The following is a 15906-nucleotide window of genomic DNA, read 5'->3' on the forward strand; positions in this document are numbered from 1 at the left end:
GTATTCATGGCCTGTGTCATGCTTTGCCGTAGCGCGTCAGTACGTCGTTCAGCAGCTGTGGCAGGCTTTCTTCCAGCGTGAAGTCCTTGAGCAGACAGCCATCGAGCCGTGGTTCCTGACGCAGCAAGCCCTCCGGTTCATCACCGGTGAGCAGGATGAAGGGCAGCGTATTGCCTTGTTCGCGCAGTTCGCGGAACAGGTCGATGCCACTGATCATCGGCATGTTCATGTCGCTGATCACCATTTCGATATCGGGATTGGCATTGAGCTTGTCGGCCGCCTCGATACCATCTTCGGCCAGCACTACGTCATGGCCCATTTCTTCAATGACCGCACCGGTCATTTCAGCCGCCATTGCATCGTCGTCTACTACCAATATCTTCATGTCTCTTGTCCTTTTTCTTTGCTTTAACCCAACAACGCGCGCAGCGTATCGACCAGACCGCTTTGATCGAAGTCACCCTTGACGATGTAGGCATCCGCTCCAACCTGCACACCACGGCGTTTGTCTTCTTCCTTCTCGCGCGACGTGATGATGATGATCGGTTTGCTGCGATATTTTTCTTCCTGGCGCAGTCGTGCCGTCAGGGTGAATCCATCCATGTTGGGCATTTCCACGTCAGTCAGCACTGCATCGAAATCACCATCCATGGCCTTGCGCAAACCGTCCAGACCATCTTCGGCCAGCGTGACATGGTAACCGTAGGCCTCCAGTACGTCCTTTTCGATTTCGCGCGTATTCAGCGAATCGTCCACCACCAGTACCCGGTAATGGCTTTCTTCGGTATGGCTTGCCGCCTCCACGCGTACTGCCTGAGTCCGGGCGCGCCGGGCCATTTCGAGCAGCGCCGGTGCGTGCAGCACGCTGACCAGTTCGTTCTTGCCGGTGGTGACGACGCCGGAAACCAGCGGCAGACGTCGCATGTGTTCCGGCAGGGGCTTGATCACCATGTCGCGCTCGTCGAGCAATTCATCGACCTGCACGGCGATTTTTTCGTTCCGCACCCGCAGCACCAGAAGCAGCATGCCGAGATCGTTTTTGCTCCGGTTTGCGCTGTCGACCGCAGAATTCAAGTGGGCCGGAATGCGTAACAGTTCGGACAGTGGGACAACCGGCACGAATTCGTTGCGGATGATCACGGCGTTGCGCTCGGCGACCGTCAGCATGGCGCTGCTCGGCAAACGCAGCAATTCTCCGACGTATTGGGCGGTGAAGCCGAAGGGCAGCCCGTCGACCTCCACCAGCAGTACCCGCATCACGGCCAGCGACAGCGGCAGGCGCAGTGAGAAGGTGGTGCCGGCGCCCAGGCGGGTTTCGACATTCACGACACCTTGCAGGTCGTCGAGAATGGCCTGCTTGACCACATCCATCCCGACGCCGCGCCCGGACATGTCGGTGATGATGCTGTTGGTCGAGAATCCGGGCAGGAAAATCAGGTCGATGGCTTCCTGATCGCTCAGCGCTGCGCCTTTTTCCGCACTGATCATGCCTTTCTTGACCGCCTTTTCGCGTACCGCGGCGAGCGGGATGCCGCCACCGTCGTCGCTGACGTCAATGACCACCCAGCTGCCATCCTGGCGGGCCGACAGGGTCAGTTTGCCTTGGGCTGGCTTGCCGGCAGCAAGGCGGGTTTCCGGTGTTTCCAGACCGTGGTCGATGGCATTGCGGATCAGGTGAATGATCGGGTCGGCGAGTTTATCGATCATCTGCCGGTCGAGCTCAATCTCTGTGCCGATGACGGCGCATTCCACTTGCTTGCCGAGCGACCTGGCCAGTTCGCGGACCATCCGGGCAGCGGGTTCGAACACGATGGAGAGTGGCAGCATGCGCATCAGCAGCGTCTTGTCGTGCAGTTCATCCATCAGGGCTTCCTGAGCCTGGACGTCGTCCTTGAGCAACTGGGCGAACTGGTGCAGATGGCTGGCCGCGTCCGGACCGGCGTTCTCGCTGAGATCACGTTCGATGCCACCGATGTCGAGCAGGCGCTGGCGCATCCGGGCGTGACTGGAAACCACTTCGCCCATCAGCTTGATCAGTTCATCTAGCTTGCTTAGGCGAACACGCACGGTTTCTGCCGTCTTCAGCTTGGGTTCGCCCAGGGGGGGCGGTGGCGCCGGCTTTGTTTGGGCGGGCAGAATCGCGGGTATATGGGGGGGAATTGGCTGGTTTGGTTTGTCGACCGCAGAATTGGCCTGATTTGGCTCGTTGACCGCAGGAGTGACTGCGTCTGGTGTGCTGGGTAACTGGCTCAACTGTCCGGCGCAAGCCTGCGTCAGGGCCGCGCACAAGATATCGTCCGGTGCGGGCAGGGCAGTTACATCATTGTTCTCGGCCAGCGTGTCAACCAGTCCGGATAGTGCATCGACGGCGCGATAGAGCAATTGTCCCAGCGTCGGGCTGAATTGCAGACTGCCGTCGCGCAGCCCGCCCATCACGTCTTCGAGCTTGTGTGCCGTTTCGGTGATGGTGACCAGTTTGAGCATCCGCGAGGAGCCTTTGATGGTGTGTGCCGAACGGAAAATCGTATTGATGACTTCCGCATCGCCACTGCCGGACTCCAGCGTAGACAGCCCATCGTTCAGACGATTGATATGGTCGCGCGCTTCCTCGATGAAGCGGATGACGAATTTCTTGATATCGATGGCCATGGCTTATTTTTGCCCCGCCGGAAGCTTGCCAGCAGGTAGCTTGGCCAGTTGATGTTCGCACAGGAAACGCACCTCGCTGGCTGGCAGGCCGAGGGGAATATGTCGGATGCCGGTATCCGGTTCACTGCCAGAGAGCAATTGGACGACCACCCGATAAGCGCGGCGGGCCAGTTCCTGTTCGCCGCTGTGACGGTACAGGTCGGCAAGATAGTAGTGGGCTGGCCAGCATTCATGTCGCGTATAGGCAGCCTGCTTGAAACAGCGGATCGATTCAGTGGTCTGTTTGCGCCATTTTGCCGCCAGACCGAGCAGCAACAAGGCGTCAATCGACCAGGTGTCAGCAGCCAGTACCCGCTGGGCCAATGCTTCGGCGGCGCCAAAATCCTTGCGGTTGATCAGTACGTAAGCTTTGAGCAGACGGGCTGCGGCATGTCCGGGGTCTATGCTGAGTACGGCATCAAGTTGGGGCAGGGCTTCGTCGTAGCGCTTGTCGCAAGTCAGTTGGCGAGCCAGTTCAAAATCGCCGACTGGCAAGGTGGAAATAGGGGGGGCTATGGGCAGTGGCGTTAGCGGAACGGCTGATGGGATTGCCAGCGGGGCAGGTGGCAGCGGTGCGGTCAATGCATCAAACGCCGGGCGCGCTACCGGAATGCTGGCAGCCGGCAGGGGGGGCTTGCCTTTGACGAAGTAGAACAGGCCGTTTTCTTCTACCTGCGGCAATACACCGAGGTCGTTGGCCAAGGTTTCTGCGGTGCCGATAACCAGGATGCCATCGTCTTTCATCAGCGAGGCCAGGTTGCGCTGGATGATCTTGCGCGTTGGCGTATCGAAATAAATCGAGACGTTGCGGAAGAAAATGATGTCGAAGTCATGCAAGGCCGGTGGAAATTCGCTGGCCAGCAGATTCAATTCGTGGAAGCTGACCAGACTCCTGACCTGTTCCTTGAGCACCCGGCCCCAACGATCCTTGTCGAAATAGCGCTGCTTGATTTCCTCCGGTACGCCGCGAAACGAAAAATCGGTATAGCGGGCATTCCTCGCCTTGGTCAGCACGGTACTGTCAATGTCGCCGCCAGCGAAAGCGAACAATTGCCCCACGCTGGTGCCGTATTTGTCGAGCAGCGCCATAGCCAGCGAATAAGGCTCTTCGCCTGACGAGCAACCGGCAGAAAGAATGCGTACCGGTGTCTTGCCATCATGTGCTGCGAGGAAACGCGGCGCCAGATGATCGACCAGCAGGCGGATTTGCTCCGGTTCGCGGAAGAAATAGGTTTCGTTGATGGTGAGCAGATTCACCAGCTCCTGGAACTCGCCGTCGTTGCCTTGCAGCATGGCGTAATAAGCCATCGAGGCGAGGGCATGCACCGCCATCCGTTCCTTCAGGGCATGGGCCAGCTTGTCCGTGCTGTCGCCTTCGAATAGCAGGCCGCAGCGTTCCTTGATCAAGACCTTGAAGGGTGAAAGATCGAAGCTCATACCGTGCTGCCAAAGACAAATGGATTGGCCAGCCGGAGCATTTCGGCGGCAATTTCGTCGACCCCCAAGACGCGATAGACCGCGCCAGATTCGATGGCAACCCGGTTCATGCCATAAATCACCGAACTGCTTTCATCCTGGCCGAGTGTCATGCCACCCCGTTCGTGGATTCGCGCCATGCCTTTGGCACCATCGCTGCCCATGCCGGTCAGGATGATGCCGACGGCCTGATGGCCGAATACCTCGGCAACGGCGCCCAGCAATACGTCGCAGCTTGGCCGGTAGACATCCAGCGGGCCGCGTTCGAGCAGCGCCACGCGCCGGGTTGGTGTGATGCTGAAATGACGTTCGGATGGGGAAATATGGATGACCCCAGCCTGTAGTAGTTCGCCCTCGGCCACCATCCGTACCGGCAGTTTGCACAAACGTCCCAGCCATTCGGCCATGCCGCCGGCAAAACCGTCTGAAATGTGCTGGGCAATGACGACCGGGCAGGGAAAGTCGGCAGGCAGAGCCGGCAATATTTGCGCTAGCGCTTGCGGGCCTCCCGTAGAGGAGGCAATGGCGAAAACGCGGGGATAGACGGTAGCGCTGATGCCGGCTGGTGATGGGCTGACCCCGGTTACGGCCGACTCAAGGCTGCTCGGGCTGGCCGGAAGCGGGGGCAACAGCGGCGCCTTGCGTGGCCGCATGCGGGTAATGACGGAAACGCCGGCCAGCAGGCGAACCTTGGCAACGAATTCAGCCGCTTTTTCCGGTGAGTAATCCGGTTTGCTGACTACTTCCAGAGCGCCGCGACTGACTGCATCAAGCGCATTGGCCGCATCGGCGACACTGCTCACGACAAGAATGGGAACCGCCTTGCTGCACATGATTTCCTCGATCGCTTCGAGGCCGTTCATGAGCGGCATTTCCAGGTCCATGGTGATGATGCTGGGTTTCAGTTCGCGCGCCAGTTCGACTGCCTGGCGACCGTTCATGGCTTCGCCAACGACCTCCATGTCGCCTTCGCCTTCCAGGAAATCGCGTAGCAGCCCGCGCGCCAGGCTGCTGTCATCCGCGATTACGACACGTATCTTGCCCATGGCGGCAGGCGTCAGTCTTTGTCGCTAAGCTTGAACTGTCCAACCAGTTCTTCCAGTCGTGCCGAAAGTCCGGACATTTCCTTGCTGATCTGGGAAATACGGGTGATCGAATGCGCCGTATGCGAACTGGCGGTGACAATTTCACGTAGCGCAACGACCACCTGGTTGCTGGCCGTTTTCTGTTGTTGCGTCGATAGCGAGATCTGCTGCGCCGCGCTGGTGGTGTGGGTGGCGGCATTAACGATCTCGCCCAGTCGGTCGGCGGTGTTGGCGCTGGCCGCTGTGCCGGCGGAGATGCCGGCAGCACCCTTTTCGGAGGTGATGACGAGGCGGCTGATCGAATCCTGAATCTCGCTGATCTTGGCTTCGATTTCGCTGGTCGAGTCGGTCACACTATCAGCAAGTCGGCGGATTTCGCCGGCTACCACCGAGAAGCGCTTGCCTGCTTCGCCCGCGCTGGAAGCTTCCAGCGCTGCATTGAAGGCAATCAGCTTGGTCTGGTCAGCCACCGCATTGATGATTTCCATGACCTTGCTGATCTGCTTGGACTTGGCGCCCAGATCGACGATTTCCTGCAGGCTATGCTGATTGTCGCTGCGGATGTCAGCCATCCGGCCGAGTACCGTCTGCATTGCTTCGGAGCCTTTGCGGCTGCCTTCCAGCGTCTGGTTGGCGATATCGACGACAGATTTGGAATGATCGGCAATTTGGGTCGAAGAGGCCGACAATTCTTCCATGGTCGACGTAATTTCGGCCACCGAAGACGACATTTCGGTCGATGTGGCGGCTTGACCTTCTACCGCGCCGGCAATTTCCTGGGCTGCGGCATGGACTTTGGCGGCATTGGCGCCCACCTCGGCGGCCAGATCGTGCAGCTTGCGGCGCATTTCGCGCGTGGCACGGGCCAGGTCGGCGATTTCGTCGCTGCCTTCGAGCGGTATGTCGGCCGACAAGTCGCCTTGGGCAACACGATTGACGCCATTGACGACAGTCGCGATACGGCGTACCAGATGACGGGCAATCAGCATGGCCAGTCCCAGGCCGACGATGATGGAGAGGATACCGATCAGCAGCGCATTGGTCCGCGCCGTACTCAAAGTCGCCTGATAGCTGCTGCTGTCCATGGCAATTTCAATCACACCGATGGCCTTGCCGGAAAAATCAGTGACAGCAGCGGCGTACACCGCGTTGAGCTTGCCGTTGATTTCGCGATGATCGAGTTGCGGCTCGCCGTGCATGGCTTTTTTCAGCAGATCGGTGCTGAGCAGGGGTTCCTTGCCGAAGGTTGCCGCCATGGTGGTGAAGCTGTCGCGGTCGAGAATGTGCAGGCCGGCATCAACGCCATTCTGCATTTTGAAGTTGTCAAAGAAGCCTTGGCCAAAACTCATCCCGAATTCAACCGAGCCGATATGTTTGCCGGCATGGAAAACCGGCACCATGCCACGGGCGCCCAGACCGGCGACACCGCCCTCAAGGCCACGCGTCGGTTTCTGATTTTTGTTGGTGGCGATCACGGTATGGCGGAAAGACGAGAGGTCATCGCCGAATTTTTCCGGCTTGTGTACCCGGAAGAAAGACGTGGCAGGCGGGGTATGAAATTGAAACTGTTCTACGCCGTATTCCTTGGCCAGGTGCTTGAAGCCGGGGGAGAAAAGCTCGGTCAGCGCCTTGCGGTCATCCGTATCGAATTTGCTCTGAACCAGCGGGATATTCGCGACTAGCGAACTCATTGCTTCGCCCAGTCGGCTTTCGGCGGCAATGGCGTTGTTGATCGCCTTGAGGTGTGCATCGAGCGCACTGCGTTCGGCCTCGCGCACCAGGCTGTTCATGCTGTTCAGGTTGGTGAAGGTGAGTACCATGCCGATACTGGCGATGGCTGCACCCATGACCACCGTGATCTTGGCCCACAAACGCAAGTTATGGAACATGGAAAACACCCTTGTTAAATGTTAATGCGGAGAATCATCGAGATGCTGCACATCGTCGCGTTCTTGTTGATTGGCGAGATGGCGCTGGCGGATCAGGTACATGATCGAGCTGACGAACAGTCCGAACAGCGTGAGTACCCAGTAAATTGACATGTCGGCCTTGATCATCACGTAGTACAGGCCGGTCATGATCAGGATGGACAGGTTTTCGTTGAAATTCTGCACGGCAATCGAGTGGCCGGCACCCATCAGGATGTGGCCGCGATGTTGCAGCAAGGCATTCATCGGCACCACAAAGAAGCCGGACAGGCCGCCGATCAGGATGAGCAACGGGATGGCCAGCCACATGCTGTGCACGAAATTCATGATCAACACGATGATGCCCATGGCGATGCCGAGCGGAATCACGCGGACCGATTTGCGCAAGGTGATGAAGCGGGCGGCGATGATTGCACCAGCGGCCACGCCTAGTGCGACCACGCCTTGCAACATTGATGACTGGGAAAGGTTGAGGCCAAGGGCAACCTCAGACCACTTGATGACGATAAATTGCAGCGTTGCCCCGGCACCCCAGAACAGGGTCGTGACGGCCAGCGAAATTTGCCCCAGGCGATCACGCCAAAGTAGTTTCAGGCAGTGATTGAATTCGTGAAACAGGTAAACCGGGTTTTTCTTCAGTGGCTTGTGGTCGACTTCGGTCTTCGGCACATACAAGTTGAATACAGCGGCGGTCAGGTAGAGCAGGGCGACAATGCACACGGCCATTTCGCCTGGGGTGTCAATGCCGGTATCGAGCAAGGGGAAATCGAAGGCCAGCAGTGAGGTCGATATGCCCGGCTGGATGAGCAAACCGCCGATGACGACGCCGAGGATGATGGCGCCGACCGTCAGCCCTTCGATCCAGCCATTGGCGACGACGAGCAGGCGATGCGGCAGGTATTCGGTGAGGATGCCGTATTTGGCCGGCGAGTAGGCGGCAGCGCCGAGGCCGACCACGGCGTAAGCGATCAGCGGATGTACGTCGAAGAACATCAGGCTGCAGCCAAAAATCTTGATCGTGTTGCTGATGAACATCACGCGTCCCTTGGCCATTGAATCGGCGAAGGCGCCAACAAAGGCGGCGAGGGCAACGTAGGAAAGCGTGAAAAAAGTCTTGAGCAGCGGCTCGTATTCGGTCGGCGCCTGCATTTCGCGTAGCGCGGCGATGGCGGCGATCAACAGTGCATTGTCGGCCAGCGCGGAAAAAAACTGCGCCGCCATGATGATATAGAACCCGAATGGCACGGAATTTTGTCTCTTTGATTATGACTTTGGGCGAGGTTTATACCACGGATTTCCCCTATTGATCAGGCTTGGGCATTGCTTTGCGTGATCCGTTTTTGCCCGTTTGCTACGGTCGACCGCAAAAATACCGGCCTTTTCTCACTGCCATGTCCGTGTATCAGTCATGCACCATTTCCGCCAGCGGCGTGGCGGCGAACGCTTCGTTTTTGCCTGGCAGGTGGCAAATCAGTTCAGCTAAATTGATATTCAATGTTTTTAGAGCAACCTCGGGTACCGCTGCCAGCGCTTCGGGGAGTACCCCTTCTGCTGGGCCAGGGAGTGCCGCAAGGGCTTTCAATCCATTACTGGCTAAACAGAGCCCTACACGCCTTTGATCCGCACTTTGCCGTTTTTTGCTGAGACAGTTTTTGGCTACCAGTTTCTCAACCAGCAGGCTGCATGTTGATTGGTGGATGCCCAGTCTTCCCGCAAGTTCGGTGATGCCGATTTCAGGCGTCCGTTCAACTTCCTGCAGTACCCACATCTGCGAACCTGGCAGGCCGCAACATTCTTCAAGTTCCCGAAAATACTGACGCATGGTTCCATAGATCACCCGGAACTGTTGCAAAACTTCAAGCATCAACTGGGGAGAGGCATTATTCATGGTGTAATGGCTTGCGCGAAAGATGGACTCAAATTATATTGATAACCAATGTAGTTTGAACTATTTGTTATACCAATCCTTTTCGACGAGGGTTTTTGGGGGCCTTGCCCCCCTTTTTTTTATGTTCAACTCGATTCAACTTTTTGGGCTGGTGTTGTTGGGTGGTCTGGCAGCCGGCGAGATTTCGAGAAGACTTGTTGCCTTGCCGCGGACGACTGGCTACGTGCTATTCGGTTTGTTGGTTGGTCAGAGCGGCCTGAACTGGGTGACCCTTTTGCATATCGAATCGGCTCAGCTTTTCATCGATTTGGCTCTGGGGTTGATTCTCTTCGAACTCGGCTATCTGGTTCCGCGTAGTGCCTCGCAGGATGGCCTGAATCGATTGCTTGCAGGGTGCGTGCTTTCTCTGCTGGCCGGGGTGACGCTGCTGCTGATTTTTATCTACTGGGGATTTTCAACCGGATCAGCATTGTTTGCGGCAGCACTTTGCGTTGCCACTTCACCGGCAATCACCATTGCCACCTGCAGTGACGTTGGGGCCAAGGGGGAGCGTACCGGTTTGCTTTACACGATGGTGGCGATCAATGGTGCCGTTGCCTTCGCAGCGGTAGTGTTACTCGTCACCTTCTTGGTCGACACTGAGCCGATGAGTGGCCTCGCCAGAATAAGCAGTGCGCTGGGAAGCATCGTTGGCTCGATAGTTCTTGGCGGAGCATGTGCCGGATTGGTCCTGTTGGGGGCCGATAGGCTGGATAAGCAAGCCGAACATCAACATCTTCTGATTCTCGGCACAATCGTGCTTGGTGTCGGAACCGCGATTTATCTGGGGATATCCGTTTTTCTGCCGATGCTGATTTTCGGCATTCTGGTTAGTACCATTGACCGCGAACGCAAAGTCATTGCCATACGAATTGCCAGTGATGCCCGTGTTTTTCTGGTGATTACTTTTGTCCTTGCCGGTGCTGCGCTGGATATTGCCTATCTGCGTGACTATTGGCTGGAAGCTGTTCTGATCGCTGCGGTTCGCTTCGCAGGACAGTTGCTCGCAATATTGCTTTGGCGCAAGTCAATTGGCTTGACTGCCCGTGAAAGCTTTTTCCTGAGCCTCGGTTTGCAGCCAATGTCGAGTATTGCACTGGTTCTTCTGGTGAATACCCAGATGCTTTATAGCGGGATGGATCCTGACCTCGTCGGCATGTTGATGGCAACCATCTTGTTGATGCAGTTGTTTGGTCCTTTGGCAACACAGACCGCAATTAGAGGTTTCGGCGAGGCGACCCGGCTTATCCCGTCAGTTAAAGCTGGGGTACCGGCAAAAAACATCGGAGGCACATCATGAGCAGACGTCCTTTGCGTATTGGTTTATCGGCCCGGATCTACCATCCTCAGCCTGGTGCTACAGGTCTTCAGTCCAAGTCGCTGCAGTATCTTGAGCAGTCTGTGGCGCACTGGGTCATGTCACGGGAGGTGATGGTTTTCATGATCCCTTCGGTGAGTGGTGACGGCATGGTGCACCGAAGCAGTATTCGTCTTTCCGATTACCCGCAATATCTGGATGGACTGGTGCTTCAGGGCGGGGCCGATATCAGCCCGCAAAGTTACGGCGAACAGGCGCTGAAAGTTGAGTGGTCTGGAGACCGCCTGCGCGATGCCTATGAGATGGAGTTGCTGCACGAGTTCATGGAAGCCGGCAGACCGGTGCTTGGCATTTGCCGAGGGGCTCAACTGATCAATGTCGCACTTGGCGGCACCTTGTACCAGGATATCGCCACACAGTACGAACAACCGGAAGTCCATGTGCACGAAGATTACGACAAGTATGCGCACCCGATTCGCTGGGAGCCATCAAGCGGCTTGAGCAAGTTGTATTCAGAAAGTGATGGCGGCAAGGTGATTTCGATTCATCACCAAGCCATCAAGGCTTTGGGCAAGGGCCTGCGTGTCGAGGCGCGTAGTACTGAAGATGGTTTGATCGAAGCGATTCGCCTTGAGGGCAAACCCTATGTGCTGGGTTTGCAGTGGCACCCCGAGTTTCACCCGCCAGGCGCCCCGGATTTGCTGAACTGCAATCCGATTCTTGACGAATTCCTGACTGCCTCCAGAAGTCATCGCTGGTAGTTCTTGGCAAGCGCATTCCCTTGCAGGAATGGGCTCCGTTCAATCTGGCCGAAAATCCCGGCTAAACACATGAGGTGGATATCGACTTATCGAATCCGAATCCGCAACACGAGGGGAAAATATGATTAAAGTTGGACTGGTGGGTTACGGCAAGGCGGGCAAGGCAGTTGCCAACGTACTTGCGCAGGATGAACGATTTGAGTTGTGCTGGATAGCACGACGCTCGAACAAACCGACTGCAACCGAAATCCCGGTCACTCGCCTCAACAAGGCGACATTCTCCGACTGGCTGGAGCAATATCCGGTCGACGCCATCGTGGACTTCTCCGACAGCGAAGCGGTACTGGAATATGGCGATGCAGTTCGCCAGCGCGGCCTTATCCTGGTCAGCGCCATTTCCAGCTATCCACCTGAAACAATGGCCTATATCCGTGACCTTGGCCAGGATATCCGGGTCATGAGTTCGCCCAATATTACGTTGGGCATCAATTTCCTGATGCTTGCCGCCCGCCTTTTGCGGCACATTGCTCCGTTTGCCGATGTCGGCATCGTTGAACAACATTTTCGCGACAAGAGTGAAGTTTCCGGTACGGCGAAGCGAATCGCCGAAACGCTGGAGGTCGATGAAGACGACATCACCTCACTACGGTTGGGCGGCATCATTGGTCACCATGAGGTTATTTTTGGTTTTCCGCATCAAACCGTTCGCCTGATTCACGACTCAATACGCCGCGAGGCTTTCGGCACCGGCGCCGCTTTTGCGCTGACCCTCCTGGCTACGCGTCCGGCTGGCCTCTACTCCTACGAAGAACTGCTACTCGACATGCTGCGCCAGGAATTGCAAGGCAATGGCGAAATTCAGGGTGTCCATGCTTGACAGCCTGATCATGCTGCCGCGCCAGTTGTGGGAGGCGCTACTGGAAAACCTGTTTTTCCTGCCGCCTTTTCCTGAGCGGATCGACTCTCTCGCACTGTTCAGTCTATTGTTGGTCGTCGGCTTGCTGATTGGCGAGTGGCTGCATGCCAGGGTGCGCTGGCCACGAGTGATAGGCTATGTGCTGGCCGGCATGCTTTTCGGCCCATCGTTACTCGGCTGGATCAGCATTGAGGCCTTGGCGCAAGCGCGCCCGATTGCCGATGCGGCGCTAGGTTTGCTGATGATGGAGGTCGGGCGGCGTCTTGACCTGAGTTGGCTCCGCCGCAACCCGGAATTGTTGCGCAGCACCCTGGCTGACATCACGTTATCGTTTGTTTTTATTTTTATTTTTGCCCTTGGGCTGGTTGGCCTGACACCCGCCTGGGCGGCTGCTACTGCGGCCGTAACCATGGCCTCGGCCCCTGCGGTGGTCCTGCTGACCATTGAGGAAACCAGGGCGCAAGGGCAGGTGACAGAACGGATCATCCTGCATACGGCGATTGGTTCCGCTGCTTCCTTTGTCGCCTTCGCCGTCGTGCTCGGCATCGTTCACGCCGAACTGAGTGAAGACTGGTTGAATGCCATCGTGCATCCGTTGTGGGTGATCGTCGGTGCGTTTCTGGTCGGTGGCATCGGTACCTGGCTGGCGCTACGCATTGCCAGGACCTTGCCGAAAGGCTCGCTGGCCCAGGTTTTTGTCTTGATCGCCTGTGCCCTGCTGGCCGTTGGCATCGCGCGCATGCTCGCCGTGCCGGTCTTTTTGACCCTTTTCCTGATGGGGGTTCTGCTCGCTTCGCGTGACCAGCAACAAACCTTGCGTTATACCGCGTTGCCCGAGGGGCATTGGCTACTCGCCATCGTGCTTTTTGTCATTGTCGGCGCTTCCTTGCCCTGGCAGGACTTTACCTGGTTGACCGGGCTGCAGGCGTTTGGTCTGTTGCTGGTTCGCGCAGCGGCCAAAGCCGGGGCGATGACATGGTCGGGCGGTAGCTTACCCTTGCCCAAACGCCTGCTGGTTGGTATGGGTATCCAGCCGCTGTCGGCCACGGCCGTATTCATGGCCTATGAAATTGCCAGTCTGTACCCGGAAGTCGGGCGTTCGGCCCTGACCTTGCCCCTGTTCGCGGCTGCCATGATGGAACTCGTCGGTCCTGCATTGTGCCGTTTGGCGCTACGAAGATCGGGCGAATGTGAGGGCGGCGAGCATACTCGTGGAGGTATTGCATGACTATCAAGCCATTGGGTGATTTCAAGGATAGTGCCGCTTTATCGCTTGGCGTCGAACTCGAACTGCAACTGGTATCCAGGCGGGATTTCGACCTGACGCGCGGGGCAACTGACTTGCTCGGTAGCCTGGATTACGACGAGCGTTTCGGTGAGATCAAGTTGGAAATTACCGAAAGCATGATCGAAATCAGCACGTTGGCACGGTCGACCGTAGATGGCATTGCCGCTGACCTCGGCGGTCTGCGCGACACGCTGCGACAGCATTGCGCACGTAACAACATCGGGATCTGTGGTGGCGGCACGCACCCCTTCCATCGTTGGCCGGAAAGACGTATCTGTCCCGGTGACCGCTTTAATGACATCTATCAACGCTATGGGTACCTGGCCAAACAATTTACCGTATTTGGACAGCATATTCATGTCGGTTGTACTTCGGCCGATGAAGCCATCTGGTTGACCCAGGCGCTCGGCGTCTACGTTCCTGGCTTCATTGCCTTGTCGGCATCTTCTCCATTTGTTGACGGGGTTGATAGTTTTTACCAGTCGGCACGACTCAATTCGGTATCGGCTTTTCCGTTGAGCGGACAATGTCCGGCGTTGGGCAGTTGGCAGCATTTCGGGGAACACTTTGCCTTCCTTCAGGCTTGCGGTATTGCCCAAGGTATCAAGGATTTGTATTGGGACGTCCGTCCCAAGCCGGAATTCGGGACAGTTGAAATTCGGGTTTGTGACACACCATTGACCATCGAGCACGCAAGCTCGCTGGCTGCGTTGGCTCAGTCCCTTGCGCGCTGGCTGCTCAGGACCCGCCCGGTATTGCATACAGCCAAGCAGGCACACGTCATTCGTTACAACAAGTTTCAAGCTTGTCGTTATGGTCTGGAAGCGATGATTTCCGATCCCGTCGCCTTATGCCAAGTTCCCCTGAAACAAAGTCTTGCCGGCTTGCTCGAAGACGTGACCGAAGATGCTCGTGCTTTGAACTGTGAGCGCTGGCTTGATCCGCTCAAGTTGATGCTCAACGAAAATGCCAGCGATGCGGCTTGGCTGCGTAAAAAACAGAGCCAGCATGGAAATTTGAACGATGTAGTACGCGAAGCCAGTGAGCGATTGATGCACCAAGACAACCCACCCCCGGAGACGATACGATGATTCGCCGCATGTCAGTAGTCTCGCTGTTATTGACGCTTGCCACGGGCGCATCGGCAGCGACATCGACCTGTCAATTTGAGCGGGTGCCGGTCGGGGTACAAAAGCAGGGGGCCTGGATCGACAAAAGCAATTGGCTGGCGATCGAGCATCAGCGACTGAGCTTGCAGTTCGGTGAAGTGTTCATGCCAGCCTGGCGGATGGCCCCGTCCGGTGATGGGAAAACCGTTATTGCTAAACAACGTCCGCTTGACGATTTTCCGGTTACCGACCCGCTGGATGGTAGTGGTCGAGATCTCGGCTTTTTGCTTGATAGCCGACTCTACGCGGATGGGCTTGTTGTGCTGCGCAACGGTCGCGTTGTGGCAGAGCGCTATCGCAACGGGATGCTGCCTGACAAACCACGACTGTTACTGGAGGCGACTCGACCCTTGCTCAACCTCCTCGGTGCAATCAGCATCAGTCAGGGAAAACTGGCGGCCGACAAATCAGTCAGCCGTTTTTTACCTAGCCTGACATCCTCAGCCGGTCTGCGCAAAATGTCGATACGGCGTTTGCTGGAGAGCGAAGAGCATGCTGAATGGACGTCAGAAGAACTGGATGCCTGGCGTCGGGCCAGTGGCTGGACGAGTAGTCAGGGGGCGGACAATGTTCGTGCTTGGCTTTCGCAAGGGGGACGTTGGGACAAACCCTTGCGCGAACAGGGTATGAATGGGCTCAGTGCTACCCCGGAAGACGACTTGTTGGCTTGGGTATTGGCAGAGAGCAATGCCATGCCGCTCTCCCGGCTATTTTGTGAACAGCTATTGGTTCGTGCTCGCCCGGAACACCCCGTCCTTTGGCTGACCGACTCGCAAGGGATCGAGTTGGCGACGGGCCTGAGCTTGTCATTACGGGATTTTGCAAAATTGGGCCAGGTGTTGCTCGATACGCGCAACGGGCGCAATCGTGGAAAAATTCCGATGTGGTTTATCGAGACCTTGACTGCTTCATCCGGTTTGCGCACCGCGAAAATCAAGGGGCTGGCAAAGGGCAGTGAGCAACGCTATGGTTTCGTGCATCTCGGCGGGGCATCGAATCGGGTGGCCTTGATTGCACCCCAGGGAACGAGTCTGTATATCGATTTTGATAAACGACTGGTCGTCGCATTATTTGCGACCCGCCCCGGAGATAATGCACCGGGAATGCTGGCAACACTCGAGCAGCTTTGGAAAGGCATCGAGCAGGCAGGCCGCCGACAGGAAAAGGGCAGGAATCCATGAGTCCGAAAATGGCCACTCTACATCTTGTCAGGTAATGCACGAAGCTGACCGGTGATCATGTCTGGCGGCAAAACAGGCGAGGTTGGGCGGGTGTTTTTTTCTGAATTCTGCCTCTCCCGCTGTCTGACGATGCCTCTTAGTGTGGTTGAATATCAACCTCCCTCGAATT

The 15906-nt window shown here is 56.9% G+C and carries 13 protein-coding genes; 6 read left to right on the forward strand and 7 right to left on the reverse strand.

The genetic code is table 11. From position 1 onward, the window contains the following. Window positions 1-16: 16 nt before the first annotated feature. The 7 genes from RCI20_RS04955 to RCI20_RS04985 form a co-directional block, all read right to left on the reverse strand. Window positions 17-385 (reverse strand): response regulator, encoded by a 369-nt coding sequence (locus RCI20_RS04955; protein WP_306603454.1) that lies wholly within the window; start codon window positions 383-385, stop codon window positions 17-19. A 23-nt stretch (window positions 386-408) separates the two neighbouring features. Further along, complete coding sequence (locus tag RCI20_RS04960) at window positions 409-2649, reverse strand: hybrid sensor histidine kinase/response regulator (protein ID WP_306603455.1); 2241 nt, start codon at window positions 2647-2649, stop codon at window positions 409-411. 3 nt (window positions 2650-2652) lie between these two features. Next, window positions 2653-4125, reverse strand: coding sequence for a CheR family methyltransferase (locus RCI20_RS04965; protein WP_306603456.1), 1473 nt, complete (start codon window positions 4123-4125; stop codon window positions 2653-2655). Further along, complete coding sequence (gene cheB / locus RCI20_RS04970; RefSeq protein ID WP_306603457.1) at window positions 4122-5210, reverse strand: chemotaxis-specific protein-glutamate methyltransferase CheB; 1089 nt, start codon at window positions 5208-5210, stop codon at window positions 4122-4124. The genes RCI20_RS04965 and cheB overlap by 4 nt, the downstream gene beginning before the upstream one ends. An 11-nt stretch (window positions 5211-5221) precedes the next feature. Further along, entirely contained in the window at window positions 5222-7138 is a 1917-nt protein-coding gene (locus RCI20_RS04975; RefSeq protein WP_306603458.1) for a methyl-accepting chemotaxis protein, read from the reverse strand. A 21-nt stretch (window positions 7139-7159) separates the two neighbouring features. Next, window positions 7160-8422, reverse strand: a complete 1263-nt coding sequence (gene lplT, locus RCI20_RS04980) for a lysophospholipid transporter LplT (RefSeq protein ID WP_306603459.1) — start codon at window positions 8420-8422, stop codon at window positions 7160-7162. 157 nt (window positions 8423-8579) lie between these two features. Continuing rightward, on the reverse strand, window positions 8580-9065 hold the full coding sequence (locus tag RCI20_RS04985) for a MarR family winged helix-turn-helix transcriptional regulator (protein WP_306603460.1): 486 nt from the start codon (window positions 9063-9065) through the stop codon (window positions 8580-8582). 55 nt (window positions 9066-9120) lie between these two features. Between RCI20_RS04985 and RCI20_RS04990 the strand changes: the two genes are divergently transcribed. The 6 genes from RCI20_RS04990 to RCI20_RS05015 all read left to right on the forward strand — a co-directional run bounded on the left by RCI20_RS04990 (window position 9121) and on the right by RCI20_RS05015 (window position 15737). Continuing rightward, window positions 9121-10404, forward strand: a complete 1284-nt coding sequence (locus RCI20_RS04990; RefSeq protein WP_306603461.1) for a cation:proton antiporter — start codon at window positions 9121-9123, stop codon at window positions 10402-10404. Next, a complete protein-coding gene (locus RCI20_RS04995; protein WP_306603462.1) occupies window positions 10401-11183 on the forward strand; it encodes a gamma-glutamyl-gamma-aminobutyrate hydrolase family protein in 783 nt (260 codons plus the stop codon). The genes RCI20_RS04990 and RCI20_RS04995 overlap by 4 nt, the downstream gene beginning before the upstream one ends. Window positions 11184-11304: 121 nt before the next feature. Next, window positions 11305-12060, forward strand: coding sequence for a 4-hydroxy-tetrahydrodipicolinate reductase (locus RCI20_RS05000; protein WP_306603463.1), 756 nt, complete (start codon window positions 11305-11307; stop codon window positions 12058-12060). Next, window positions 12032-13327 carry a cation:proton antiporter gene (locus tag RCI20_RS05005; protein WP_306603464.1) on the forward strand — a complete coding sequence of 432 codons (1296 nt, stop codon included), beginning with the start codon at window positions 12032-12034 and terminating at the stop codon, window positions 13325-13327. Before RCI20_RS05000 ends, RCI20_RS05005 begins: the two co-directional genes overlap by 29 nt. Beyond that, the gene (locus RCI20_RS05010) at window positions 13324-14478 is read left to right on the forward strand and encodes a YbdK family carboxylate-amine ligase (RefSeq protein ID WP_306603465.1); all 1155 of its coding nucleotides are present in this window, start codon (window positions 13324-13326) and stop codon (window positions 14476-14478) included. The genes RCI20_RS05005 and RCI20_RS05010 overlap by 4 nt, the downstream gene beginning before the upstream one ends. Further along, window positions 14475-15737: a hypothetical protein gene (locus tag RCI20_RS05015; RefSeq protein WP_306603466.1), complete on the forward strand. Its 1263-nt coding sequence runs from the start codon at window positions 14475-14477 to the stop codon at window positions 15735-15737. Before RCI20_RS05010 ends, RCI20_RS05015 begins: the two co-directional genes overlap by 4 nt. Window positions 15738-15906 lie beyond the last annotated feature (169 nt).

This window comes from Azonexus sp. (genome assembly GCF_030824335.1).
GTDB lineage: Bacteria > Pseudomonadota > Gammaproteobacteria > Burkholderiales > Rhodocyclaceae > Azonexus.